The organism is Frankia sp. AiPa1 (genome assembly GCF_023243075.1).
In the GTDB taxonomy this organism is placed as follows: domain Bacteria; phylum Actinomycetota; class Actinomycetes; order Frankiales; family Frankiaceae; genus Frankia.
In genome coordinates, this window is sequence record NZ_JALKFZ020000166.1 from 12872 (window position 1) to 36029 (window position 23158).

The 23158-nt window shown below is 71.5% G+C and carries 25 protein-coding genes and 1 pseudogene; 15 read left to right on the top strand and 11 right to left on the bottom strand.

The features are described from left to right. Window positions 1–21: 21 nt before the first annotated feature. Window positions 22–621: a class I SAM-dependent methyltransferase gene (locus tag MXD95_RS19485; RefSeq protein ID WP_250642102.1), complete on the bottom strand. Its 600-nt coding sequence runs from the start codon at window positions 619–621 to the stop codon at window positions 22–24. A gap of 150 nt (window positions 622–771) precedes the next feature. On the opposite strand from MXD95_RS19485, the gene MXD95_RS19490 reads away from it, so the two are divergent. After that, window positions 772–1350 carry an LppP/LprE family lipoprotein gene (locus tag MXD95_RS19490; RefSeq protein WP_250642103.1) on the top strand — a complete coding sequence of 193 codons (579 nt, stop codon included), beginning with the start codon at window positions 772–774 and terminating at the stop codon, window positions 1348–1350. Between the two features lie 85 nt (window positions 1351–1435). Here the strand turns inward: MXD95_RS19490 and mce are convergent, their stop codons facing one another. Then, entirely contained in the window at window positions 1436–1861 is a 426-nt protein-coding gene (gene mce / locus MXD95_RS19495) for a methylmalonyl-CoA epimerase (protein ID WP_250642104.1), read from the bottom strand. A gap of 352 nt (window positions 1862–2213) precedes the next feature. On the opposite strand from mce, the gene MXD95_RS19500 reads away from it, so the two are divergent. The 4 genes from MXD95_RS19500 (at window position 2214) to MXD95_RS19515 (ending at window position 5353) form a co-directional block, all read left to right on the top strand. After that, window positions 2214–2672, top strand: coding sequence for a MerR family transcriptional regulator (locus MXD95_RS19500; protein WP_251078670.1), 459 nt, complete (start codon window positions 2214–2216; stop codon window positions 2670–2672). Between the two features lie 407 nt (window positions 2673–3079). Continuing rightward, entirely contained in the window at window positions 3080–3781 is a 702-nt protein-coding gene (locus tag MXD95_RS19505) for a MerR family transcriptional regulator (RefSeq protein ID WP_250642105.1), read from the top strand. A 148-nt stretch (window positions 3782–3929) separates the two neighbouring features. After that, a complete protein-coding gene (locus MXD95_RS19510) occupies window positions 3930–4628 on the top strand; it encodes an ATP-dependent Clp protease proteolytic subunit (protein ID WP_250642106.1) in 699 nt (232 codons plus the stop codon). 74 nt (window positions 4629–4702) lie between these two features. Next, a complete protein-coding gene (locus MXD95_RS19515) occupies window positions 4703–5353 on the top strand; it encodes an ATP-dependent Clp protease proteolytic subunit (protein ID WP_250642139.1) in 651 nt (216 codons plus the stop codon). A gap of 7 nt (window positions 5354–5360) precedes the next feature. Here MXD95_RS19515 and MXD95_RS19520 read toward each other — a convergent pair whose 3' ends face one another. After that, window positions 5361–6008 carry a TetR/AcrR family transcriptional regulator gene (locus tag MXD95_RS19520; RefSeq protein WP_250642107.1) on the bottom strand — a complete coding sequence of 216 codons (648 nt, stop codon included), beginning with the start codon at window positions 6006–6008 and terminating at the stop codon, window positions 5361–5363. A 274-nt stretch (window positions 6009–6282) separates the two neighbouring features. Between MXD95_RS19520 and MXD95_RS19525 the strand changes: the two genes are divergently transcribed. Both MXD95_RS19525 and MXD95_RS19530 read left to right on the top strand, forming a co-directional pair. After that, window positions 6283–7038, top strand: coding sequence for an SDR family NAD(P)-dependent oxidoreductase (locus MXD95_RS19525; protein ID WP_250642108.1), 756 nt, complete (start codon window positions 6283–6285; stop codon window positions 7036–7038). Between the two features lie 114 nt (window positions 7039–7152). Next, the gene (locus MXD95_RS19530) at window positions 7153–7875 is read left to right on the top strand and encodes an excalibur calcium-binding domain-containing protein (RefSeq protein WP_250642109.1); all 723 of its coding nucleotides are present in this window, start codon (window positions 7153–7155) and stop codon (window positions 7873–7875) included. 57 nt (window positions 7876–7932) lie between these two features. Here the strand turns inward: MXD95_RS19530 and MXD95_RS29005 are convergent, their stop codons facing one another. Genes MXD95_RS29005 through MXD95_RS19545 form a run of 3 tightly spaced genes read right to left on the bottom strand, consistent with a single transcriptional unit; the run spans window position 7933 to window position 11101 of the window. Continuing rightward, window positions 7933–8634, bottom strand: a complete 702-nt coding sequence (locus tag MXD95_RS29005) for a LutC/YkgG family protein (RefSeq protein ID WP_250642110.1) — start codon at window positions 8632–8634, stop codon at window positions 7933–7935. Then, window positions 8631–10358 carry a LutB/LldF family L-lactate oxidation iron-sulfur protein gene (locus tag MXD95_RS19540; RefSeq protein WP_250642111.1) on the bottom strand — a complete coding sequence of 576 codons (1728 nt, stop codon included), beginning with the start codon at window positions 10356–10358 and terminating at the stop codon, window positions 8631–8633. Before MXD95_RS19540 ends, MXD95_RS29005 begins: the two co-directional genes overlap by 4 nt. Further along, a complete protein-coding gene (locus MXD95_RS19545; protein ID WP_250642112.1) occupies window positions 10355–11101 on the bottom strand; it encodes a (Fe-S)-binding protein in 747 nt (248 codons plus the stop codon). The genes MXD95_RS19540 and MXD95_RS19545 overlap by 4 nt, the downstream gene beginning before the upstream one ends. 292 nt (window positions 11102–11393) lie before the next feature. On the opposite strand from MXD95_RS19545, the gene MXD95_RS19550 reads away from it, so the two are divergent. Beyond that, entirely contained in the window at window positions 11394–12428 is a 1035-nt protein-coding gene (locus tag MXD95_RS19550; protein ID WP_250642113.1) for an SGNH/GDSL hydrolase family protein, read from the top strand. A gap of 260 nt (window positions 12429–12688) precedes the next feature. Beyond that, window positions 12689–13609 (top strand): heme-binding protein, encoded by a 921-nt coding sequence (locus MXD95_RS19555; protein ID WP_250642114.1) that lies wholly within the window; start codon window positions 12689–12691, stop codon window positions 13607–13609. Window positions 13610–14033: 424 nt separating this feature from the next. Here the strand turns inward: MXD95_RS19555 and MXD95_RS19560 are convergent, their stop codons facing one another. Next, window positions 14034–15218 (bottom strand): phosphotransferase family protein, encoded by a 1185-nt coding sequence (locus tag MXD95_RS19560; protein ID WP_250642115.1) that lies wholly within the window; start codon window positions 15216–15218, stop codon window positions 14034–14036. On the opposite strand from MXD95_RS19560, the gene MXD95_RS19565 reads away from it, so the two are divergent. Next, entirely contained in the window at window positions 15211–15477 is a 267-nt protein-coding gene (locus MXD95_RS19565) for a large conductance mechanosensitive channel protein MscL (RefSeq protein ID WP_250642116.1), read from the top strand. The genes MXD95_RS19560 and MXD95_RS19565 overlap by 8 nt on opposite strands. Before the next feature lie 33 nt (window positions 15478–15510). Here MXD95_RS19565 and MXD95_RS19570 read toward each other — a convergent pair whose 3' ends face one another. Then, window positions 15511–16230: a GntR family transcriptional regulator gene (locus MXD95_RS19570; RefSeq protein ID WP_250642117.1), complete on the bottom strand. Its 720-nt coding sequence runs from the start codon at window positions 16228–16230 to the stop codon at window positions 15511–15513. Between the two features lie 284 nt (window positions 16231–16514). Between MXD95_RS19570 and MXD95_RS19575 the strand changes: the two genes are divergently transcribed. From MXD95_RS19575 to MXD95_RS19590, 4 genes and pseudogenes are all read left to right on the top strand, one after another. After that, on the top strand, window positions 16515–17255 hold the full coding sequence (locus MXD95_RS19575; RefSeq protein ID WP_250642118.1) for an aspartate/glutamate racemase family protein: 741 nt from the start codon (window positions 16515–16517) through the stop codon (window positions 17253–17255). Between the two features lie 95 nt (window positions 17256–17350). Next, window positions 17351–17728, top strand: a pseudogene (locus tag MXD95_RS29730) (amidohydrolase family protein); the annotation flags it as partial. A gap of 119 nt (window positions 17729–17847) precedes the next feature. Then, window positions 17848–18576, top strand: a complete 729-nt coding sequence (locus MXD95_RS19585; protein WP_250642119.1) for an ABC transporter substrate-binding protein — start codon at window positions 17848–17850, stop codon at window positions 18574–18576. 143 nt (window positions 18577–18719) lie between these two features. Next, entirely contained in the window at window positions 18720–19907 is a 1188-nt protein-coding gene (locus MXD95_RS19590) for an isopenicillin N synthase family dioxygenase (protein ID WP_250642120.1), read from the top strand. A gap of 87 nt (window positions 19908–19994) precedes the next feature. Here the strand turns inward: MXD95_RS19590 and MXD95_RS19595 are convergent, their stop codons facing one another. After that, window positions 19995–20588 carry a TetR/AcrR family transcriptional regulator C-terminal domain-containing protein gene (locus MXD95_RS19595; RefSeq protein ID WP_250642121.1) on the bottom strand — a complete coding sequence of 198 codons (594 nt, stop codon included), beginning with the start codon at window positions 20586–20588 and terminating at the stop codon, window positions 19995–19997. On the opposite strand from MXD95_RS19595, the gene MXD95_RS19600 reads away from it, so the two are divergent. Further along, window positions 20587–21129 carry an FAD-dependent monooxygenase gene (locus MXD95_RS19600; protein ID WP_250642122.1) on the top strand — a complete coding sequence of 181 codons (543 nt, stop codon included), beginning with the start codon at window positions 20587–20589 and terminating at the stop codon, window positions 21127–21129. The genes MXD95_RS19595 and MXD95_RS19600 overlap by 2 nt on opposite strands. A 27-nt stretch (window positions 21130–21156) precedes the next feature. Here MXD95_RS19600 and MXD95_RS19605 read toward each other — a convergent pair whose 3' ends face one another. After that, entirely contained in the window at window positions 21157–22047 is an 891-nt protein-coding gene (locus MXD95_RS19605; protein ID WP_250642123.1) for a nuclease-related domain-containing protein, read from the bottom strand. A 211-nt stretch (window positions 22048–22258) separates the two neighbouring features. Continuing rightward, the gene (locus MXD95_RS29375; RefSeq protein ID WP_250642140.1) at window positions 22259–22990 is read right to left on the bottom strand and encodes a helix-turn-helix domain-containing protein; all 732 of its coding nucleotides are present in this window, start codon (window positions 22988–22990) and stop codon (window positions 22259–22261) included. Window positions 22991–23158 lie beyond the last annotated feature (168 nt).

Consider the following 23158-nt stretch of genomic DNA (forward strand, 5'->3'; position numbering starts at 1 on the left):
TGATGCCGCGGCGGCGGGCCCTCAGGCGGCGGGCCGGTCGGCGGTGACGACCGCGAGGTCGCGCCGCATCCAGACCACGTCGGGGTCCAGGCCTGCCTGGCGTAGCCAGTCGAGCTGGTCCGGCAGGGGGCTCGGCTGGTCGTGCGCGCCGTCGACGGGTGTGACCAGGTCGGCGGGATCGGTCGGAACCACCACGTCGGCGAGGACGAAGCGCCCGCCCGGCGCGAGCACCACGGCGATCCGGGCGAACAGGTCCGCCTTGCCTGCGGCGTCCAGATGATGCACGGCGAGCGCGGAGATCACCAGGTCGAACGGACCGGCGGGCAGCGGGTCCTCGAGCCGGCCGACGACAAACCGCGCTGTGGGGGCGGCATCCCGCACCAGGGCCCTGGCCAGCTCGAGCATGCCGGGATTCTCGTCCAGCGCGACGAGGCGGGCCCGCGGATGAACGGCGAGCACCCGCCGCGCGGTCTGCCCCGTGCCGGCGCCGAGGTCCAGCATGCGGTCCACCGGCCGGCCGGCGCTCGCGGCGGCGAGCTCGTCCTGCAGGCGCTCGTAGTCGGGCACCTCGGCACGCATCATCTCCAGATAGGTCTGCGGATCGAAATGGAACTGCGACATCGTTCCCGTCCTAGCAGCTACGGATTGTCACCGGCCGGCCGTCCATGGCGGACGTATCGGGCGACATTGTGCCCGTAACCCCCGCGCCGCCGGCATGCCCCGAACGGGGCATCTAGCGTGGTCGGGTCAACACGGAACCTGGGGGTTCTCATGACTCTACGTCGCAATCTTGCCGCGTCGATGCTGGTCGGCGCGCTCGGATTCACCGGTGGGCTCACCGCGGCCGCGTCTGCCGCCTCGGCCGCGCCCGCCGCCTCGGCCACCTCCGGTGCCTTCAGTCCGGCAGCCGCATCCAGCCCGGGCGGGGGCGAGCCGGGCGGTGCGAGCGCGGCGCAGACCGCCGCGCAAAACACTGCGAAGGCCGCCTCCGTCGTGCGGGCGGCCGGGTACACGCCGATCTCCCTCGCCGGGTACGACGCGGGCAACGACCTGAGCGTGATTGTCGGCCTGCTGTCGACGTCCGGGGACGGGCACCCGCAGCGGGCGTTCCTGTTCCACCACAGCACGCTCGTCGGCTACGACGCGCCGCAGCCGAGCGCGACGATCCGCTGGATCTGGTCGACCGACCGGGAGATCGCTCTGCAGTACGACCTGTACCGGCCGGGCGACCCGATGTGCTGCCCGAGCGCCGGCGGGGCCACGGTGCGCTTCGCCTGGAACGGCGCCGGGGTCAGCCGGCTCGACCCGCTGCCCAGCGCCGACACGTCGGCCGTGACCAGCCGCCGCTGAGCACGGGCAACCCGACGTCGGCCGATCGGCGGGATCCTCCCTCCCGCCGATCGGAGGGAGGGGCCGCGCCGGGGCCGCGCAACGCTCAGTGGCCGCCTGCGGCCTCGACCAGTTCGGTGAGCACGCCGCCGAGGGCCTTTGGATGGACGAACGCGATCCGGCTGCCGGCGGTGCCGTGCACGGGCGTGGTGTTGACCAGGTCGAACCCGGTGGTGGTGAGAGCGGCCAGGGCGCTGTCGATGTCGGCCACGCCGTAGGCGATGTGGTGAATGCCCGGGCCACGCTTGTCGAGGAACTTCCCGACCGGGCTGTCAGCGCGCAGCGGCTCCAGCAGCTGGACGTAGGAGCTGCCGGCCTCACCGCTGTTCACCAGCAGCATCGCCTCACGCACACCCTGGCGCTCGTTGTCCTCCTGGTGCACCACCTTGAGCCCGAACGCCACCTCATAGCGAGGAATAGCTTCCGTCAGCGATGCCACCGCGATACCCACATGGTCGATCCTGCTCAGCACAACGCCCTCCTCGCTCCACCGCCGGCACGCCCCGCCGGCCGGGCCGGGTGCACCAGGCCTTCGGCCCGGCCGGCATCGGGTCCCGGTCCGGTCCGGTCCGGTCCCCAAGCGTGCCTGGTGACCATGCTGGCGTCGACTGATACGGGCCAGTGGGGGACGTGATCGTCGTCGCGTCCGCGGGGTCCGGCATCGCGGATCGAGGTGAGGTGGATGCGGGACGTGATCGTGAGTGGGCGCTCCGTTCACGGAACGCGGTGGCAGCTGCCGGTATCGGCATGCTGTCCGGAAGGTCGTAGAGTGTTTGCTTATTCAGCCTTGCTCCGGACGTCGAGACACCAACGTTAGGGTCGCCTTGTCCACGACGCGTCGCGATTCATCCACCGTCCCCGCATCCACAGTGCTCGGCGGCCAGGCCGCCGGCGCGACGAGGTATCAGATCGGTGAGGTGGCCGAGCGGGTCGGGCTCTCGCTGCGGACGGTCCGGTACTACGAGGAGGCCGGCCTGCTCACGACGGCCGGCCGTACCCCGGGTGGTTTCCGGCTGTACGGCGATGCCGCGATCGACCGGCTGCTGGTCATCAAGAAGATGAAGTCCCTCGGATTCACCCTTGAGGAGATGCGTTCCCTGCTCTCCGTGCGCGACGAGCTGGCCGATACGGCGCTGTCCGACGCGCGCCGCGGCGAGCTCCGTGAGCTGCTGCGCACCTGGGTCGTGCTGGCGGAGGAGAAACTGGCCACCCTGCGGGCCCAGGCCGGCGTCGCCGAGGATTTCGTCATCGGACTTCACGGCGACGCGGACCGTTCCACGTGAAAGACTGACCGCGAAAGGCGCGACGCGTCGGCCGAGCCCGTCCGGAGTGATCCGCCCTACCCCGACCGGCGTCGGCGCGCGACTCGTCGGGGGCGCGGGTGATCGGTGAACGGCGAGCGACGCAGTAGGTTTCGGGTGAGCGGTAGTTTTCGGGAGTTCCGTAGTTTCCGGGAGTTCAAGGCCCCGCTCCGTGCATCCCGCCGGCAGACGGATCCAGGGCGTCGGTGCTCCGTCGGGGTCGGTACCGCGTCGGTGCCGGCCGACACCGGGGCAACACCCATGGCGGCCGCGCCCTGACCAGACGCTGCCCGGCGGGCACCATCAGAACAGGCATGAGAACCAGGCACCACCGTGGCATGACCGATGTTCGACGCATCCGCTGTCCCGCTCCCGTGAATAGGGTCGAATTGTCCACTGCCAGCAGCGCCACCCCGTCCGCCGACGCCCGCGGCAGCCGGTACGAGATCGGCGACGTCGCCACCCTGGTGACGTTGTCCCTGCGTACCGCCCGCTTCTACGAGCAGGAGGGGCTGCTGGTCGCGGTGGACCGCACCGCGAGTGGCTTCCCCCTCTACGACGAGGACGCGCTCGACCGCTTCTTTCTGATCAAGAAGATGAAGCCGCTCGGCTTCACCGTCGAGGAGATGCGTTCGCTGCTCACTCTGCGTGAGGAAATCGGCAAGCCCGGTCTGACCGTCGCCCATCGTGCGCAGGTGCGCGACCGCCTGCAGGCCTGGGTCGGTCTCGCCGAGGAGAAGCTCGCCGCACTCCAGGAGCAGGTCCGCCTCGCCGAGGATTTCATGATCGGTCTGCGCGACGACGCGGCCCGCTCGTTGTACCTGGACACCGACCATCCGGGCGCCGACACCCTGGACACCGAGGCCCTGGATGACCTGTCACGGTCCGAGTTCGACATCGGCCGGCTCGCCCTCGACGACTCTCTGCTCGACTTTCTCACCGAGCCGTTGCGGGACAGTGGGCTCCTCGGCGGGGGCGATGCATCGGGTGGCGACGTGCCCGGCGGCGGTGTGGCGGGCGGCGGAGCGTCTGGCGGCGACAGGACACAGCATGACGGCGGTGGAGGCCCCCACGGCATCGAGGGGAACTGAACTCGACCGCGCGCCGGTGGTGTCTGCCGTGGGCAGATCTGCCCGAGGCAGATCAGCGCCTGTTCGACCGCGCGCAGGACGAGGCTAGGAGCTACCGGCCCCGCCGCTTCCCGTGGCTCCCGACCAGGCCGGCGGAAGGACATCCGCCATGCTCGATCTCTCGCTGCCCCGCCCGGGCCCGCGTACGCCGTCGGCCGTGACCGCCTTCGGGGACACGGCACGGTTGGACGACCAGGTCTACGCGCGGCTGCTCGACAACCGGATCGTCTTCCTCGGCACCGTCGTCGAGGACGAGGTCGCGAACGCGATCAGCGCGAAGCTGCTGCTGCTCTCCGCCGAGAACCCGCGCGCCGACATCTGGCTCTACATCAACTCGCCGGGCGGCTCGGTCAGCGCCGGGATGGCCATCTACGACACGATGCAGTTCGTCGAGAACGACGTGGCGACCCTGACCCTCGGCCTCGCGGCCTCCATGGGCCAGTTCCTGCTGTGCGCGGGCGCCCCGGGCAAGCGCTACGCCCTGCCGCACGCGCGGGTCATGATGCACCAGCCGCACGGCGGCATCGGCGGGACCGCCGCCGACATCTCGATCCAGGCCGAGCAGATGCTCTACACCAAGCGGGTGCTGCAGGAACGCATCGCCGCGCACAGCGGGCACAATGTCGAGCAGATTGAGGCTGACTCCGACCGCGACCGCTGGTTCACCGCCGAGCAGGCCCGCGAGTACGGCCTGGTCGACCATGTCGTGCAGCGCGTCGGAGAGGTCCCGGGCTCACACGCCGGTGGCATCGGCCCGCGCCGCGCCGCCGGCCGCGCCGGCTTCGAGCCCGACGGCGGCGACCGGTGAGCGCCGCCGCCTGGCTGCCCACCCCGCCCACCCCGCCCACCCCCCCTGCCTTGGCCGTGCCGCCTGCCGGGGGCATGACGTCCGCCGGGTACCGGGTGCCGTCCGCGCGGCAGGTGTTGCCGAACATCGTCGAGCGGACCACACGCGGTGAGTACGCGATGGACCCGTACTCCAAGCTGCTCAAGGAGCGGATCGTCTTCCTCGGCGTGCAGATCGACGACGTGTCGGCGAACGACGTGATGGCGCAGCTGCTGTACCTCGAGTCCGAGGATCCCGACCGCGACATCTCGATCTACATCAACTCACCCGGTGGGTCGTTCACGTCGCTGACGGCGATCTACGACACGATGCAGTTCGTCCGGCCCGACATCGCCACGATCTGCATGGGGCAGGCGGCGTCGGCCGCGGCTGTGCTGCTCGCCGCCGGCACGCCTGGCAAGCGCCTGGCGCTCGCGCACAGCCGGATCCTCATCCACCAGCCTTCCGCGCAGGGCGAGGGCCAGTCCAGTGACCTGGAGATCCAGGCTCGCGAGATCCTGCGGGTCCGCGCCCTGCAGGAGACCCTGTTGGCTCGCCACACCGGCCGGAGCGAGACGGAGATCCGCCTCGACACCGAACGCGACAAGATCTTCAGCGCCGAGGAGGCGGCGGCCTACGGCCTGATCGACGAGGTCCTGCCCAACCGCAAGCGCTCCGCGTCCCGCCCGGGACCCGCTGCGGCCTGAGCCGGGATCATCCGTCGCGGGCCGCCAGTGCCCCCGATCTCGCCGTGTCCCGGGCGAGGTCGGGGGCGCTGGCCCGCAGGTGGGCGAGCGCGGTGTCGAGGGCGGCCTCGAGGTGTGCGGTGCTGCCGGTGGCCATCTGGATGTGCACCCCGCCCTGGATGCCGGCGAGCAGCGCCGCGGCCACGGTGTCCGGGTCGAGACCGGGGCTGATCCGCCCGGTGTCACGCAGATGGCGCACGCCCGTGGCGATCTCGGCCTGCCAGTGCCGCAGCAGCTCGGTGACGACGGCCTGGGCCCCGGGCGAGGTGCCGCCGAGCTGCGAGGTCAGGGTGTGCAGCGGGCAGCGGGTGCCCTGGCGGCGGTAGCGTTCGACGACGGCGTCGCGCCACGCCGACCAGGCGTCCCAGTCGGTCAGAGCGCCAAGGTGGGGCTGCTGATCGGTGAGCACCCGCGCGGCCTCGAAGCGGGCGACGGCGAGCAGCAGCTCGTCGCGTCCGCCGGGGAAGTAGTGGAACAGCTGGCTCTTGCTGGTCCGGGTGCGTTCCCGGATGTCGTCGAGCGTCGTCGCCGTGACGCCGAGCTCCCGGATCGTCGCCGACGCGCCCTCGATGATCCGCGCCCGCGTCGCCGCCCCCTTGGCGGTCAGTGTGGCCATCCCGACTCCCTCCGAGCGCGCGGTCGCCCCCGCCTTCCGGTGCCATCGACTGCCAACGTCACGAACTGCCGGAGCCGTGGCCCCGCCGGAGCCCGGGCTCAGACCTGGGCATGGCGTACACCTGACAGTCAGGAATGGACTTGCCAGTCCATTTTTTCTTCTCCAGTGTGGCACCTGCGCACAAGCCCGGCGTCAAGGCATGGCCCGCGCGACCGCCAGCGTCACCGCCGGGGACCCGCGCGCCAGAACGGCACGACACACCGGGAGAAGCACCGTGAACACAGATCTGCGCGGGCGCGCCGCGCTGGTGACCGGATCGACCGATGGCATCGGCGCCGCCGTCGCCCGCGCGCTCGCCGCCGAGGGCGCGGCGGTCATCGTGACCGGACGCGACGTCGCCCGTGGGGAGAAGGCGGTCGCCGAGATCGCCGAGCGGGGCGGGGTGGCGACCTTCGTCCAGGCCGACCTCGCGGATCCCGCGGCCGTCGACCACCTCGCCCACGAGGCGCTGCGCATCGTCGGCGGAGCGGTGGACATCGTGGTGAACAACGCCGCGATGCTGGTATCCCCGACGCCGACGGCCGAGGTCTCCGCGGACCTGATCGATCAGGCGCTGGCGGTCAACGTGCGGTCCACGTTCCTGCTCACCGGCCGGCTCGCCCCGTCGATGGCCGCCCGTGGCCATGGATCAATCATCAATCTGGGTTCTATCAATGGCCTGGTCGGGATGGACGGCTCGGCCCTCTACAGCGCGACCAAGGCCGCCATCCACTCACTGACCAGGTCCTGGGCCGCCGAGTACGGCCCGTTCGGCGTGCGGGTCAACACGGTCGCGCCCGGCCCCACCCTTACTGACCGGGTCGCGTCGACCCTGGCGGACCGCATCGCCCCGATCGTCGCCGCCGTCCCGTCCCGCCGCGCGAGCACCCCGGAGGAGGTCGCGCACACCGTCGTGTTCCTGGCCGGCGACAACGCGGCGAACATTCACGGCGCTCTTCTGTCCGTGGATGGCGGCCGCGCGGCTGTCTAAAAGACGCTTCCACCATTCGCCGCGCGCTCGGCACTGGTGTCCGCGTGACGGACTCGGCCTTTCGGCCGCGCTGGCGGGCACGGTAGCCTCTGTCGTCTGACATCGGGGGGATGTGTGAACGGCAGAATTGTGCCGCGCCGCACGGCGGCGGTCGTTTTCGGGGTTCTCATGCTTGTGACCGGCCTGGTCGCCGGTTGCGGCCCGGCTTCTGACGACTCGGCGGTCGGCAGTGCTGTGGACTCCGGTCAGATTCGGATTCCCGACGTGCTCGGTCTTCACCTCGACGAGGCAAAAACCCGGCTCGGAACTGACGTCGTCGTGAAGTCCGTCGACGGCACGGGACGCGGGCGCATGCAGATCGTTGACGGGAACTGGCACGTCATCCAGCAGGAACCGACCGCCGGGTCGACTGTTCCGAAGGGCACGACGGTCACGCTGAACGTGGTCAAAGAGGGAGAAGCGGCGGCGACGGCCAGCCCGGCGGCCACGGCGCCCGCGACCGCTGTCGCGTCCTTCGCTCCGCCCGCGGCCAAGGTCGCCGTCCAGGCCGCGCCCCAGACCGTGCCCGCCGCTCAGGCTCCGCCCGCCGTACACGCCCCGCCGACTACCCAGGTCCCGCTACGGACCGTGACCAGTCAGCCGGCGTCCGCACCTCTCCTGGCTGATCCGCCGCCGCCGGCGAACAGCGCGCCGCCCGCACAGGGCGGGACGTCCTCCGCCTACTACGCCAACTGCACCGCCGCGCGTGCGGCCGGCGTGGCTCCCCTGCATTCCGGCCAGCCCGGTTACCGCGCCGGCCTGGACCGGGACGGGGACGGCATCGCCTGCGAGACCTGACGGTCCGCCCGATCCCGAGGAGGGGCGAGCCCGCGAGATGTCCCGCTGGCCATCTGGCTACGTCTGGTGCCGCTTCTCGACGCCCGGTCTGGGTTCCCTCGCCGGTGGGAATGCCGGTGGAGGCGGGGCGACGAGGACGACGACGAGGGTGCGGGGGCCGTGGACGCCCTCGACGCGGTGCAGCTCGATGTCGCTGGTGGCCGACGGGCCGCTGACCAGGGTGAGCGGGCGGCCCGGGTCGAGGCGGGCGAGGAGCTCGGGGACGGTCGCGACAACCTGCTCGGCGCGCACGACACACACGTGCCGGTCGGGCACCAGGGTCAGTGCGCGCCGGCCCTGGCCGGGGGAGCCGTCCAAGGCCAGGGTTCCGGTCTCGGCGCAGGCCGCCGCGCAGCCGGTGACGACGGCGGCGAAGCCGCCGAGGACGGACGCGGCGAAGGCATCGTCGACGATGCCCTGCGGGCACCACCCGTCCGGCAGACCCGGCGGGACCAGCACAGGGTCGGCGGCGCCGACGCCTGCCAGCGTCAGCGCCGCCCGCACCGCCGCCCCCACCTCCGGCGCGGACGGGCCGGCCGTCGGCACGACCCCGGCCCGGTAGTCGCCGAGCCGTGCCGACAGCCTGCGCACCAGCTCGGGATGCCCAGCGGGATGGTCGCCGCCGATCCGGTAGTCGCGTGGAACCCGCGGCGGCGCGGGCTGCCCGGCCGCGGCGTTCGCGGCCCTGACCCGGCGGAGGATCTCCTCGCGGGCGCTCACCGGGTCTCCTGATCGTGTCGTGCCCTCCGTGCCCTCCGTGCCCTCCGGTCGTCGGGCGCCGTGGGGCCTTCGCGCCCCGTCGGGTCGTCGGGTGCCGTCGGGTTGTGCCGCGCCTGGCCGTCGCGGGGGGCGCGGGTGCGGGACCACCAGTCGCGGAAGGTCTCCTCGGGCGGGCGGGGCGCGTCCCGGCTGGCCGTCCACGCGGACAGGGGCGGGGGCAGGGTGGAGACGCGCCCACGGCGGCGGCCCAGCGCCCGGCCGAGGCGACCGGCGCGTCCGGCGGCGGCGAAGCGGCCAGCGTCGGACATCACCCACGCCCCGGCGGCCATCGCGAGAGCCTCGGCGGAGGGCACTCGGGCGCGGGACCGTTCCTCGACGTGTTCGGCGCGCAGCCGGACGAGAATCGACGGGATGTCGATGCGCACCGGGCACACCTCGGCGCACGCCCCGCACAGGCTGGAGGCATACGGCAGGGAGGCGTTGCGCTCCACCCCGGTGAGCTGCGGCGACAGGATCGCCCCGATCGGCCCGGGGTAGACCGACCCGTACGCGTGCCCGCCGACCCGCTGGTACACCGGGCAGATGTTCAGGCACGCCCCGCACTTGATGCAGTGCAGCGCGTCCCGGCCGACGGGATCGGCGAGGGTGGCGGTGCGGCCGTTGTCGAGCAGAACCAGGTGGACGTTCCGCGGACCGTCACCAGGGGTGACACCCGCCCAGGTGGACGTGTACGGGTTCATCCGCTCGCCGGTCGCCGAGCGGGGCAGCAGCTGCAGGTAGATCTCCAGGTCCCGCCAGGTGGGGACCACCTTCTCGATGCCCATCACGGTGATGAGGGTCTCCGGCAGGGTCAGGCACATCCGCCCGTTGCCCTCGGACTCGACGACGCACAGTGTCCCGGTCTCGGCGACGGCGGCGTTCGCCCCGGACACGGCGACCTTCGCCCGCAGGAACGTCTGGCGCAGATGGGCGCGGGCGGTGTCCGCGAGATCCCGTGGCTCGGCGCGCAGCCGCGGGTCGACGCCGGGGATCTCGCGCAGGAAGATCTCCCGGATCTCCCCCCGGTTGCGGTGCAGCGCCGGGGCGACGATGTGACTGGGCCGGTCGTGCCCGAGCTGGACGATGAGCTCGGCGAGGTCGGTCTCGTGCACCGTGAGCCCGGCCGCCGCCAGCGCCTCGTTGAGGCCGATCTCCTGGGTGGCCATAGACTTGACCTTGACGACCTCCCGCTGCCCGGTGGCACGCACCAGCTCGGTGACGATGCTGTTCGCCTCGGCCGCGTCCCGCGCCCAGTGCACCTGGCCACCACGGGCGGTGACCTCCTCCTCCAGCCGGACGAGATGCTCGTCGAGCCGGGCGAGCGTGGCGCGCTTGACGGCCTCGCCGGCGGTCCGCAGCTCCTCCCAGTCGTCGAGCTCGGCGACGACCCGCGCGCGCTTGGCGCGGATCGTGCCGGTGGCGTGGGCGAGGTTGCGCCGCAGCTGCGTGTCGCCGAGGGCCTCGCGGGCGGCGTCGGGAAACGGCCGGTCACCGGACAGGAACCCCGAGCCCGCCGGCGCCGGCCGTCCCGCGCGAGCCCCGCCCGGCCCGCCTCCCCCGTCCGCACCGCCACGCCCGCCGTCTCTGCCCGCGAGGCCGAGGATGCGCGGAACGCCGAGGAACGTTGCGCGGGAGCCGGCCGCCATCGGCGTCCCGGTGTCCGGGGTTCCGGTATCGCGACTCACACGCTCGCCCCTTCCGTGCTGGCCAGGATCTCGGCGAGATGCACGGTGCGGGTGCCCGCGCGCAACCGGGACAGGCCGCCGCCGATGTGCATCAGGCAGGAGCTGTCCCCGGCGGTCGCGACCTCCGCCCCCGTGGTCAGCACATCGCGCATCTTGTCGGCGAGCATCGCCGTGGACGTCTCGGTGTTCTTCAGCGCGAACGTCCCCCCGAACCCGCAGCACTCGGCGGCGTTCGGCAGCTCCAGCAGGGTGATCCCGCCGACCCGCCGCAGCAGCCGCTCCGGCCGGTCGCCCACACCCAGCATCCGCAGGGAGTGGCAGGTCGGATGGTAGGTCACCCGGTGCGGGTAGTAGGCGCCGACATCCTCGACGCCGAGCACGTCGACCAGAAGCTCGGACAGCTCGTGGGTCCGGGCCGCGACCGCCTCGGCCCGCAGGGCCAGCCTCTCGTCACCGGCCGCCCGCGCCACCATCGCCTGCTGGTGGCGCACCGACCCGACGCACGATCCGGACGGCGCGACGATGACGTCCACCCCCGCGTCCTCGAACGCCGCGACGTGGTTGCGCACCAGTGCGAGCGCCTCGCGCTGGTAGCCGGTGTTGACGTGCATCTGGCCGCAGCACGTCTGCCTCGCGGGGAAGGTCACCTCGTGTCCGAGTCGTTCGAGCAGCGTCACCGTAGCCCTGCCCACCTGGGGAAACAACGTGTCGACGAGACACGTGACGAACAGGGCGATCCGCATGGCGCCTCCGCGACCTCGAACACGCTGACCCGAACGACGACACCCCTTCGGGCGGAGCTCGGGGGTACCTGAGCCAGGTCACAGTACCGATCCCTTGAGCTCCACGTCGGCGGAGAGAAAAGATGGCCTCCGGGGCCACGCTCACACAGGATTTCCACTCCGATTCCTGGGGGCGTTCCTGGCCCCGCGTGCGGCCGGAGGAACTCTCCGGCGAAAGTCGATGAATACGCTGCTGATCTGGGTCGCGTGACGGAACGGATAAGAGGTCCGGCCGCCACGTTCGGGGGATAACGTGAGAACTGCGCAGACGCGACGGCCTGGCCGATCGCGCCGCCGCGGGCCGGTCACGGCCGTCATGCTGGTCGTGGCGCTGGGGCTGGTCGGCCTGTCCACGACTGCGGCGACCGTCGCGCCCGCGGCGCCGCCCGGCAACCGGGACCGGGCGATATCGGGCCACGGCCATCCCGCCCTGTCCGGGCGGGGGAATGTCGCCGCGCGGACAGCGCGGACGCGTGCCGCCAGCACATATGTGGCCCTCGGAGATTCCTATTCGTCGGGGGAGGGAAACCCGCCCTTCGATGAGGGCACCGATTCCAGGCAGGACGACTGCCATCGCAGCGCGGCGGCCTGGCCGCGCCTGCTCAGCGTCGACGGCCTGGGCCGGATCGCCGCCGGCGGCCATCTGGCCTGCTCCGGTGCCACGATCGATGATCTCCTTTCTCGTGGTCAGCATCCGGATGGCGAGGACTCCACCTCGCAGGTGTCGCGCCTCGCGGAGATCAACGGAAAGACGCCGGTGGGCGTGGTGACCGTGACGGTGGGCGGAAACGACCTCGGTTTCAGCTCCATTCTGGAGACTTGCTTCCTATGGCTCTGCCTACCGCAGCCGGAGAAGGAGGAAAGCAGGATCGACCAAGTGGTGCTCCGCGTACAGAAGGAAGTGATTCCCGCGATTGAGAGGGCGGCGCCGCGGGCCCGTGTCGTCGTGGTCGGCTATCCGCGGCTCTTCCCCCGGCTCATCGGGAACACCACAGGGTGCGGGTGGCTGGCGCCGATCGAGCTCACACACCTCAATCAGGTGCAGGACTATCTTGACGGGCGGCTGAGGGCCGCCGCTACCACCGGCGGGGCGACCTATGTCTCGGTGGCGGACGCCCTGGACGGCCACGAACTGTGCACCCGGGATCCCTGGGTATATGACCTCGGCCTCACCGGTGGAAATCTTCGCGGTCACCCGCTCGCGAACGGCCAGCGGGCGATCGCCGGCATCGTGGGTGCCCGTGCCGGCGCTCCGCTCGGTCCGCCGCCGGCGATTCCCGTCGTCTGACGTGGGGTGTGCCGTTCTTGGCCCTCGTGCTCGGCTGACCGCGACCTGCGTCTGGGATGGGACGCGGAAAGGTTGGCCGGCGGCAGCGTCTGGTTTCTGACAGTCCACACGTTGTCGCTCGGTGCTTAGTATTCGGGTGTCACATCACGGTGGGTGTTGTACGGGGCGCAGGGTGAATTGTTGCGGCCGCAATCGCGGAGGGCCGCCGTCCGGCGCGACGCCACACCGCGCAAGCCCGACGCTCCCGGAAGGACATTTCGGTGACCGAGACTCCTGTGCTACCCCCTCCCTCCGACGCTCCAGCGGTGATCAACAGCCGTCCCGGTCTGCCACTGTCGAAAGTGGCACAGACACTCGGCCCGTTGGAGGACCTCGCCGGTATCTGGATCGGAACCGGATTCAACCTGATCTCACTGCCGGACTTCGACTCCCGACCACCGAGCACCGGGCCGCGGCCGTTCCGGCTCAAACTGAACTCCACGGTGGAGATTCTCGAGTTCAGTCCCATCGGCGGCGCGGTACCGAACCGCGGTTCGAACGGTCAACAGGACATCGACATCTTCGGCCTGCGTTACCTGCAACGTGTCGCCGACGCGACCACGAACGAGGCGCTGCACGTCGAGCCGGGATTCTGGCTGAACGTGCCGCCCACCGTGGTCCCGCCCGGCCCCGCGACCGTGGTCCGCCAGGGCTCGATTCCGCATGGCACCTCCGTGCTGGCCCTCGGTGAACCGCTGACCGTCCCAGGCGGCCCGAGGATCAATCCGGCGGACTCGACGCCCACGAACAATCCCGACACCGGCACGCCGCTGGGCGAGGTCTACCTGAAGCCGTTCGCGCATCCGCGCCTGCCGCGCGGGTTCAAGCGGGCCTACGTCAAGGACCTGAACCTCGCACTGACCGACGCGATCTCCAAGCAGACGATCACCCAGACGGTCGTCCTGCCGGTGTCCACCGCCGCCGCGCGGGGGTCGGCGACGCAGATCGGCGGGCTGGTGAACATCCCGTTCAACATTCCCAACGCCAACGCCACCCGCCTCGACTCGATCTTCTGGATCGAGACCGTCCAGCAGCCGGACGGCGACACGTTCCTCCAGTTGCAGTACACCCAGACCGTCGTGCTGAACTTCCTCGGCATCGACTGGCCGCACCTCTCGGTGGCCACCCTCGTCAAGCAGTAGTGGGGAGCGCCGGGCGGAGCGGGGGAGGCCGGGCCGACGCGAGCACCCGGCCTGGGCGCGTCTGACTTTCCGCTTCGCCCCCAGCCCTGACCCGCTGCCAGCGGCATTCCCCGTCACGCGCGATCCCCTTCGGCAGGTTGAATCCTCCTTTCGCGGGCAGAACCGGACTCGGCGCGGATCACGGCGCCCCCGCGGGGCCTGGCCCCGCCAGAAACGTCCCGTCGCAACGCCGAGGAGCGCCTGTGTTCGGCTTCAGGAGGTTCGTCAACCGAGGCCCGGAGGCCGTCGAACCGACCACCCGGCTCATCCGGCCCGGCCTGGCTGGTGTCAACCGCGGCCGAAGATTTCAGTTGGTCAGCGCCGTGAGCTGGGCACTGAAATCTTGGGATGCGCTGGTATGGACGCCGAGACGTTGGTCGATCTTTCAGTCGGCAGACGCTGGTAGCAGGTGGGGTCTGTTGGTGCTCGGGGCGCTCTCGCGAGAGGTTTCGATGATCGTGGTGCTGTGCAGGGCGGCGCGGATGGTCCGGGCGGGGTCGCCGGCGTGGTAGCGGCGTTCGCTGGGTTCGATGTTGTCGAGGAACTCCTGGTATATGACGGCGTTGGCGAGGTGGCCCAGGGGCGCGGCGATGGCCAGTGCGCGGGCGGGGTCACAGCCGGGTTGGCAGGCTGACCAGGTGGCAGCCCAGACATCGGTCGCGTGCGCCCATTGGTGCTCGGACAGGAACTCGCGGGGTCGCAGTCCGTCCAGGACGGGATGGCCGAAGTGGCTGTCGGAGAAGTCGACCAGGACGGTGCGCTGTCCGTCGGATCGCCAGTTTCCGGGATGGAAGTCGCCGTGGACCAGTGTGTGTGGCAGGCCGCAGGCGTCCAGTTCAGCGACCAGTTCGGGCAGGCGCTGGGCCAGGTCGTGGGCGGCGGTGAGTTCGTCGGCGGTGAGCTCGTCTGCCGCGTCACCGTCGAGTAGCCAGTTGACCTGGTCGATTAGGGCGAGTGGTGTCCGGTCCCGTAGGCCGTCGGGGACCGTTCCCGGCCGCTGGGCGAGCGCGGCCTGTGCCGTGACCAGCCGGCTCACCGCGTCGCGGATGGTAGCCGCCGAGGCGTCCCAGCAGTCTGTGCCGGGCACGTGCTCAAGCAGTACCCGTCCACCCGCGGGGTCAGCCGCCAGGACGGCGGGGACAAGCCGCGGGTCGACCTGCGCGAACGCGCCGATCACGTCTGCCTCGCAGGCGGCGAACGGCGGTGTGGTCTTCAGCCAGACCGGCCCGTGCGTGGTCGGGATCCGGAACACCCCGGCGAGGTTCCAGGTCTTGACCTGCTGCACCGGTCCGCTCGCGGGCCGGCCCGCGGTGCGCAGTGCGGTGTCGGCCCAGCTCATCGCCTCCCGCAGGCCCGCTGGGGTGGCCCATTCGGCTCGTCGGGCAGCGGGCTTGATCCGCGTGTGGTGGTCGATCGGCGCCGGTGCCAGCTGCCGGTCGGATGGTGGCCGGGACGCTTGGACGTGGTAGGTCACATGTCCATCCCGGGCGCCGTCTGCGCAGTCTGCGCCCTCGACGTCGAGCAGTCGCAGCACCATCACGGGCACCCCCAGTTCCTGCCCGATGCGCATCGGCCTTTTCCTCAATGCCCTGGTCACATTTCTGATCATCGCGGCGACCGTCTACTTCATCGTCGTCCTGCCGATCGCCAAGGCGAACGAACTGCGCCGCCGCGGCCACCCGAAGCCCGAGGCCGAGCCCGCGATCAGCGACGAGACCCGGCTGCTCACCGAGATCCGGGACCTGCTGGCCGGTGATACCCGCCGGCTGCCCAGCCAGGGCACCGCCGCCGGCGCCGTCCTCACCGTCGACGGCGAGCAGCCCTCGTGATGGCCACGACGGTGAAGGCGGTCGCCACCCTCGTCACGTGATGGTGGGGGGTGCAGGGTGAGGGAGGGAGAGGCCGGGGCCCGCGGCGAGGACCCGCATGGACTCGTCACGGTCCCGTTCGATGTGCGCGTAGGCGACGCTCTCGGCCACCCGCTCGTTGCCGGACTCGATGGCGCGCAGCAGCTCGGCGTGGCCGTCGAGGGCGTCGTCGGCGTTGAGGTCACTGGTCAGGTAGAACAGCCACATCATCCGTCCGGTGACGGAGCGCATCGCCGAGCGCATGAGGGAGTTGCCGGTCAGGGCGACGACGGCCTCGTGGAACTCGGTGCTGTCCGTCGCGATGCGGTAGGCGTCGCCGGTCGAGACGCCGTCGCGGGAGCGGTCCAGGATGACGCGCAGCGGTGCCACCGAGGTGCCCAGGCCGACCTGGCGGGCGGCGAAGCGGGCGGCCCCGACCTCCATGCACAGCCGCAGGTCGAACAGTTCGTGCGCCATGTCGATCGTCCAGGTCGTGACCACGGCGCCGCGGCGCGGCAGGGTGCGCACGAAGCCGTCGACCGCCAGCAGGGGCACGGCTTCCCGCAGCGGCACACGGGAGACGTCCAGCTCTTGGGCCAGGCGCTGCTCGGCGAGACGGCTGCCCTGCGGGTAGTGGCCGCGGATGATGCCCTCGCGGATCTGGTCGTAGATCCGGTGTGACAGTGAGGCGCCACGCTCCTGCGGCTCAGATGCGGACGTGGTCGGCGTGGCCACTGGACTACTCCTGCCTTCTTCGGTGACGCGCGGGGTCGCGCGGACTGCCGGACCGCCCGCGCTGCGGCGCGTGGGCCGGATGGGCCATGCTCCCACCTGAGGCTTGCCGCCAATACGGAATACTATTTCCTTGATCCTAATCGAGCTTATATGCTCTGACCTGCGAAAGTAGCAAGTATTTAGCCCGGACGAAACAGCAGGTTGTATACCGTTTGCGGCGTGACGAGAGGGATGAGGTCGGCCAGCGCCGACGCCGCGCCGGGCGTGGTGGGGAGGGTGGCGCGGTGAGCGCGCGACCACGGACGATCATGATCGTCAATCCGAACACCACCATGTCGATGACGGACACCGTCGTGACCGGCGCGCGGCGGGCCGCCGCGGCCTCGACCCGGCTGGTCGCCTCGACGGCGTCGCGCGGGGTGGCGTCGGTGGAGAGCAACACCGACGAGGTGTGGGGCGCCCTCGCCGTCGCCGAACAGGTCCGCGCGGCGGAGGCGGGGGGCGCGGGCGGGTGGCCGGTCGACGGGTATGTGGTGGCCTGCTTCGGCGACACCGGGGTGGACGCGGCCCGGGAGATCGCCCGCGGCCCGGTCCTCGGCATGACCGAGGCGGCGCTCGTCACCGCAGCCATGCTCGCCAGCCGCTTCACGATCGTCACCCTGCCGCCACGGACCCGCGAACAGTCGCATCGGGCGCTGCGGCGCACCGGTCTCGCCCACAGGGCGAGCGTGTGGGCCATCGACGAGCCCGTCGCCTCGGTGCACGACGGCTCGCGGCACCTGCTCGACGCGGTGCGCGCACAGGCGCGAGCCGCGATCGACGGCGAGGGCGCGGAGGCGCTCGTGCTGGGCTGCGCTGGCCTCGCTGACCTGGTCGGACCGCTGGCCGCGAGCCTGGACGTCCCGGTCGTCGACGGGGTCGCCGCGGCCGTCACCATGGTCGAGGGCCTGCTCGCCCAGGGCCTGTCGACCTCCCGAGCCGGTACGTACCGCGCCCCGGAGCAGCCCTGGCCGGTGAGCGCGTGAGCACCACCCTGTTCCGCGATGTCCTCGTTTACGATGCCGGTGCGCCTGGCCGTCTCACCGGGCCCACCGACCTCCTGGTCGACGGCAACCGCATCGTGTCCATCGGTGATCGCGACGCCTCCATCGGCGACCGCGGCGACCGCGGTGCCGTCGACGACCGCGGTGCCTTTGGCGACCGCGGTGCCCGCGACCGCCACGGCCGCGATCGGGTGATCGAAGGGGGCGGCCATCACCTGGTGATCCCCGGGCTGGTCAACGCCCATTTCCACTCGCCCGCCAACCATCTCAAGGGCGATCTGCCAAGCCTGCCGCTCGAGCTGTTCATGCTGTTCGAGACCCCGGCGGACACGCCCCGGCCCAGCCCGCGCGAGGCCTATCTGCGCACGATGCTCGGCGCCCTGGAGATGCTGCGGACCGGGACGACCTCGGTCCAGGACGACGCGTTCCTGTTGCCCGCGCCCGATCCGGAGATCATCGACGCGGTGTTGTCCGCCTACGCCCACTGCGGCATCCGGGCCGCCTGCTGGTCAACGCGCTGCCGTCCTCGGCGATCCCGCGGTATGAGAACCGGGCGGCCAACTACTTCCTCCCGGTGTTCGCCGACTCCCAGATCACCACCAACCCGAACCGGCCCTTCTTCGCGACCCAGGCCGCGCGGATGGCGTACCTGCGGTCGATCAACCAGAAGCAGCTGGTCTCCCAGGTCCTCGGGGACACGTTCGCCTCCCCCGCGACCACCGTCTACGGCCGGGGCATGATCCCCGGTGGCGCGGACAAACAGCCCATCACCTACGACCCCTCGGTGATGCGTGCCTACGCGAAGACGGCGACGGTGAAGAGCCTCACCATCGGCTTCCAGACCAACCAGCCCAACGGTCAGAAGATGGCCAACATCATCGCCGCGAACCTGCGCGCCGACGGACTGGACGCCACGGTCCAGGGCTACACCACCGACCAGGTGTTCACCTGGTCGCAGGACCCCACCAAGGGCCCTGACACGTTCATCGACGCGTCCAACGGCCCCGACGGCGGCGACCCATACATGTGGGGACACGTGTTCTGGGACAACGAGGGTGGGATCGACTTCCTGCAGTGCGAGCTGCCGTCGGTGAACGCGACCCTCAACCGGGCCGTCGCCACCGGCGACACCAGCCTGTACGTCCAGGCCGCGCAGGAGTACAGCCGCAACGGCTGCTACCTGCACCTGTCGAACAACAACGACTGGATCGTCGCCCAGAAGTGGATCACGGGGATCCCGCAGGCACACAACATCGGCGCCTTCGACGTCGACTTCAGCAAGATCGGCATCTCCGGGTCCTGACGCGGCGGGCGCGGACCGGCGGCGGCATGGCACGCGTCGTCGCCACCGGTCCGCGCCCGATGAACCCCACGGCTGTTGAGCTCCATGCCCGATGAGCTCCATACCCGCTGAGCCCCGTAGCCGATGAGCACGGAGGATAGACGATGAGCCTCGAAGCGGTGCCCGGCGACGAGCCGAAGGTGGACGGGCTACCGGCGCCGTCCGCCCTGTACCTGGCCGGGCATGCGACGGGCGCGGACGCGAGTGCCGGGATGGCGACCGTGACCGTGGTCGACGTCGGCCCGGCCATCCGGCGCACGGCCGGCGCGACCCGCGGTGACGAACCGGGCGCCACCCACACTCACGCCCGCGGTACCGATGCCGCCCGCGCTGCCATGGCCGCCGACGCCGATGCCGACGCCGATGCCGATGCCGCCGCGGTCGCCGAGCGGCTTGTCGCGTCCTTTCGGAGCACCGGGTTCGCGGTCATCACGGGACATGGTGTCCCACGGGACCTGTTCGACCGGATCTGCGCGGTGTCTGCGGAGTTCTTCGCCCTGCCCCTCGCGGAGAAGATGGCGGTCGGCTTCCCGGCGCCCGAGGTGATCCGCGGGTACGAGCCGGTGCCCGACGACTCCGGGCCCGCACGGGCGCCGAACCAGATGGAGTCGCTGCTGATCAACCAGCTGGAGCCGGTCGGCGACTATCCGGCGGGCAGCGTCGAGGCCCGGCTGTGGCGCTGGCCGAACCTGTGGCCGGCGCGCCCGGCGGCGCTGCGGGCCGTGTGGGAGGAGTACTACCGGGCGATGACCGCGCTCGGTGAGGCGCTGCTGGAGCTGGTGGCCCTCGGCGTCGGCCTGCCACGCGACTGGTTCGCCGGCCACTTCGACCGACACTTCAACAACCTCGCCGTCAACCACTATCCGCCGCGTACCGACGGGCCCGCGGGCACCGAGACGCCGCGCAACCGCCCGCACACCGACCACGGCGCGTTGACCCTGCTCTACCGGCCGAGCGAGCCGGGCGGGCTCGAGGCGTTCGCCGACGGCCACTGGTGGCAGGTGCCGTTCCTGCCCGGCTCCCTGGTCATCAACGTGGGTGACATGCTGGAACGCTGGACGGGCGGCCTGCTGCCGGCCACCCCGCACCGGGTGGCGGACTCGGCCGGGTCGGCGGCCGGTGGGCGCTACTCGATCGCCTACTTCCAGCAGCCCAACCCCGACGCGCTGATCGTCCCGGCCCTGCCGCCGACCTCCGGGCGTCCCGACTACACCCCGGTGCGCGCCGGCGAGCACATCTCCCGTAAGGAGCTCGGCTACCACACCGTGGCCGCGCTCGACGCCCACGCCTGACCCGCCCGCCCAGTCCCGCCTCGCGTCCGGCGCCGGGGCGCCCGCCGGACGTCGGCCTCCGCCGACGGGCAGCCACGGCCCGTCTCGTCAGGGCGCGTCGGAACCGGCGTCGGCGAGGGTGGCCAGGCCGTCGAGGAGCCAGTCGAGGATCGCCTCGAAGCTCTGCGGGGCCTCGTCGTGGCGGGTGGGATCGGTGGCCAGGCGGGCGAAGTGCGGATGGCGGCCGGACGCCGTGACGCGGTCCAGCCAGGGGGCGGCCAACGCGGCGAGCTCCGCGTCGGTGCGCACGCCGATGCGGGCGCGCATCGTGTGCTCCTCCAGCAGGGCGAGACCCGAGCCGAAGACGTGGCCGAGAACGGTGGAGACGAATCCCATCCGGGTGGCGGCGGGCAGGCGCAGGGGGTCGAGTTCGGCGAGGACCGCCTCGTGGACGTCGAGCGCGTGCGGACCCCAGGGCGGCCGGCTGAACGCGAGCCGGGCGAACCAGGGATGCGCCTGGATGGCAGCCCAGCCCGAAAGGCCGAGGCTTCGCAGCGCCGGGCGCCACCCCTCACCGCGGGTGACCGTGATCAGTCCGTAGACGTGGTCCGCCATCAGGTCGGCGAGCCCGTCCTTGTTGCCGACGTGGCGGTACAGCGCCATGGGGCTGCGGACCTCGAGACGGGTGGCGAGTTCCCGCATGGTGATCTCGCCGGTGGCCCGCCCGTCGGCGAGGGCGACCGCGGCGGCCACCGCCGCGCTGCGGGGCGAGGCGGGCCCCGCCCTTCTCGACAGCTACGGCGCCGAGCGGCGCCCCGCCGGCTGGTTCGCCGCCGACCAGTCCACCCGCCGCGGGCGCACCTTCCTCACGCGGGGCGCACCCGACCCGACGCTCGCCCACCCGTTGGTGCTCGCGGCGGGCGGCTTCCAGTACCCCTCCGGGGCGTTCGTCCCGGACGGCAGTGTGGAGCCCACCGACCGCTTCGCCCCGACCGGACGGGTCGGCACCCGCGTCCCGCACCGCTGGCTCGACGCCGCCCGCACCCGCTCCACCCTGGATCTCGCCGGGCCGGACTGGGCTGTCCTCGACGCTCCCCAGGGCGATCACCCGATCGGGTCCGGTGCCGACTTCCTCGCCGCGGCGGAATGCCTCCTGCTGCGCCCCGACCACGTGGTCGCCTGGCGCGGTCGGGCCATGGATCAGGCCGCCCAGGTGCGTGCGCGCCTGCTCGCCGGGGTGTAGTCCGATCGGGCCCTGTGCGCCGCTCCCTCAGGCGGGTAGCCAGGTGCGGCGGTCGCGGGCCGCGGTGTAGATCCGCTCGACGCGGTCCGGGGACCAGACACCGGTGGCGTGGGCGAAGGCGTCGGCGAGCTGGGTGTGATGGTTCGCGTAGACGTCCCGCAGGCTTGGCGTGACCTTGAGTGTGTCCGCCTCGACAAAGGCGAGTACGCCGGCGACGGCCACCTCGAATCCGCAGGCCCGGGTGAGAATCCGGGAGGCCCGCTGCGCCTCGGCCCGGGATTTGCGGACATGTGGATATGGCCGGCCGTTGACGGTGGCGGCCTCGTCGCCCACCCATATCCGGCTGCCCTGGTGATATTTGGTGTTCACACTGAAAACGCCGCCGGGCCCGATCAGCAGATGATCAATGTCGGTGGTGTCGGACAGTGGAATCGAGTGCAGCACGCGCCACCCGGCGGTGGTCAGCCAGTCGAGCTCCGCGGCCACCATCCGCTCGCCGGCCAGGCCCTTTCGCCAGCTTTCGGTCTCGGGCCGGCCGCGGCGCAGCAGACGCCGGACGAGTCCCCGCCAGAAACCGGGGCGCAGCTCCGCGAGCTTGGCCGCCAGGGCCGCACCGGGTGGATTGGCCGCCAGATCGCCGCCCCCGTCGGCCGGGACCGCATCCTGAGGCGGCAGGCCTTCCGCGCTCACCCGGGGTTGCGGCACTTTCAGATCGGGCAGGTACGGCGCGAGGGCGGCCAGCACCTTTTCCCGTTCCACGTCGATGAGGAGGGCGAGTTCGCTGGTCCGCCGATCGAACCAGGCGGCACTGCGGCCATCGGGAAGATTCACATAGAGCCGGTCCTGCCCGAATCTCCGCCAGGGCGTGACCTGTAGATCATGGGTATTCGGCTTGTTCGAGCCACGTCGCACATCCATGCTGCGTCCCATCCACGAGGAGATGACGACAGGAAAAGTCAGCAGCAGGAATCGGGCCGTCTGGCTGGATCATGGCCGTCCGGCTGAACTGACATCGTGGTGACAACAATCATGGTGAGCCTATCGGTGGTGTGACGTCACTTCCACCGATATGGCTGGGTCCGCGGCAGATATTCCGGCATTCCATACCGCCTGACCGGCGGGGCCGGTGTCACGGACAGGCAGTGGCCCGGTGGTGCCGCGCGGCGCGCATCGATCCTCGCCGCGCCCGGGTCGTGCTGAGGGCCCAGGCCCGCGATCCGCGCCGACGCCGGCTCGGGACACCCGCGGCGATCACGACCCGTCCGCCGCCGAACAGGCCGCCGGACACTGTGTGATCAACCGCCTCGTGGTCGTCGGCGTCGGTGAGACGCCGGATCATCCCGATCATTCGCCCTGAGGGCCCGACCGCGGTGCCCGCCACACCGGTGAGCCCCATGCCCACGGGGACGACAACATCACCGACGGTGCCGATCTCGGCGGTGGGGCGCGAACGGGGCTGGCCGAGGAAGCCGACCGACGCGCGAGGCGCGAGAACACGCTCTCGGCCGGCCGCAGCGGCATTGGCGGCAGCGGTGATCGTCGGGCCGGTGAGCGCCACCGGGGACGAGGACGCACCGTTGGCCACGACGGACGGAGTGACCTGCGGCTCCACCCGGGCCAGCTCCTCGCGGACCTCGTCAAGCAGGTCGGCGAGCCGGATGCCCAGCGCCCGGCAGATCGCCGCGAGAACCTCCGAGGACGCCTCCTTGCGGCCCCGCTCGACCTCGGACAGGTATGGCATCGATACACGTGCGGCATCCGAGACGTCACGCAGTGTGCGCTGTTGGGCGAGTCGCCGCCGTCGCAGCGCCTGCCCGACCAGCAGCCTGAGCAGCGGCACCTCGACCTGCCGGTCGGTCATCGCCACCGGGCCCACCCTTCGACGCTCGCACCGGCCATCAGCGCCACCCGCGCCGAAGGTCAGACCGGGCCCCTGGCGGGTCCGATCCGCGCGCCAGCGTCGACGACGTCACTCGTACCCCAGAGCGTATCCGCTCACCAGACGCGAGCGAGGGCGATCCCTGTGGGC

Bases quoted from the DNA above. Each gene is read 5' to 3' on its own strand.
- MXD95_RS19545 (WP_250642112.1), bottom strand. From the start codon at position 11,101: ATGCGGATCGCCCTGTTCGTCACGTGTCTCGTCGACACGTTGTTTCCC.
- MXD95_RS19565 (WP_250642116.1), top strand. From the start codon at position 15,211: ATGCGCATCGGCCTTTTCCTCAATGCCCTGGTCACATTTCTGATCATC.
- MXD95_RS19590 (WP_250642120.1), top strand. From the start codon at position 18,720: ATGAGCCTCGAAGCGGTGCCCGGCGACGAGCCGAAGGTGGACGGGCTA.
- MXD95_RS19510 (WP_250642106.1), top strand. From the start codon at position 3,930: ATGCTCGATCTCTCGCTGCCCCGCCCGGGCCCGCGTACGCCGTCGGCC.
- MXD95_RS19490 (WP_250642103.1), top strand. From the start codon at position 772: ATGACTCTACGTCGCAATCTTGCCGCGTCGATGCTGGTCGGCGCGCTC.
- MXD95_RS19560 (WP_250642115.1), bottom strand. From the start codon at position 15,218: ATGCGCATCGGGCAGGAACTGGGGGTGCCCGTGATGGTGCTGCGACTG.
- MXD95_RS19485 (WP_250642102.1), bottom strand. From the start codon at position 621: ATGTCGCAGTTCCATTTCGATCCGCAGACCTATCTGGAGATGATGCGT.
- MXD95_RS19600 (WP_250642122.1), top strand. From the start codon at position 20,587: ATGGTGATCTCGCCGGTGGCCCGCCCGTCGGCGAGGGCGACCGCGGCG.
- MXD95_RS19515 (WP_250642139.1), top strand. From the start codon at position 4,703: ATGACGTCCGCCGGGTACCGGGTGCCGTCCGCGCGGCAGGTGTTGCCG.
- MXD95_RS19595 (WP_250642121.1), bottom strand. From the start codon at position 20,588: ATGCGGGAACTCGCCACCCGTCTCGAGGTCCGCAGCCCCATGGCGCTG.
- MXD95_RS29375 (WP_250642140.1), bottom strand. From the start codon at position 22,990: ATGACCGACCGGCAGGTCGAGGTGCCGCTGCTCAGGCTGCTGGTCGGG.
- MXD95_RS19520 (WP_250642107.1), bottom strand. From the start codon at position 6,008: ATGGCCACACTGACCGCCAAGGGGGCGGCGACGCGGGCGCGGATCATC.
- MXD95_RS19605 (WP_250642123.1), bottom strand. From the start codon at position 22,047: ATGGATGTGCGACGTGGCTCGAACAAGCCGAATACCCATGATCTACAG.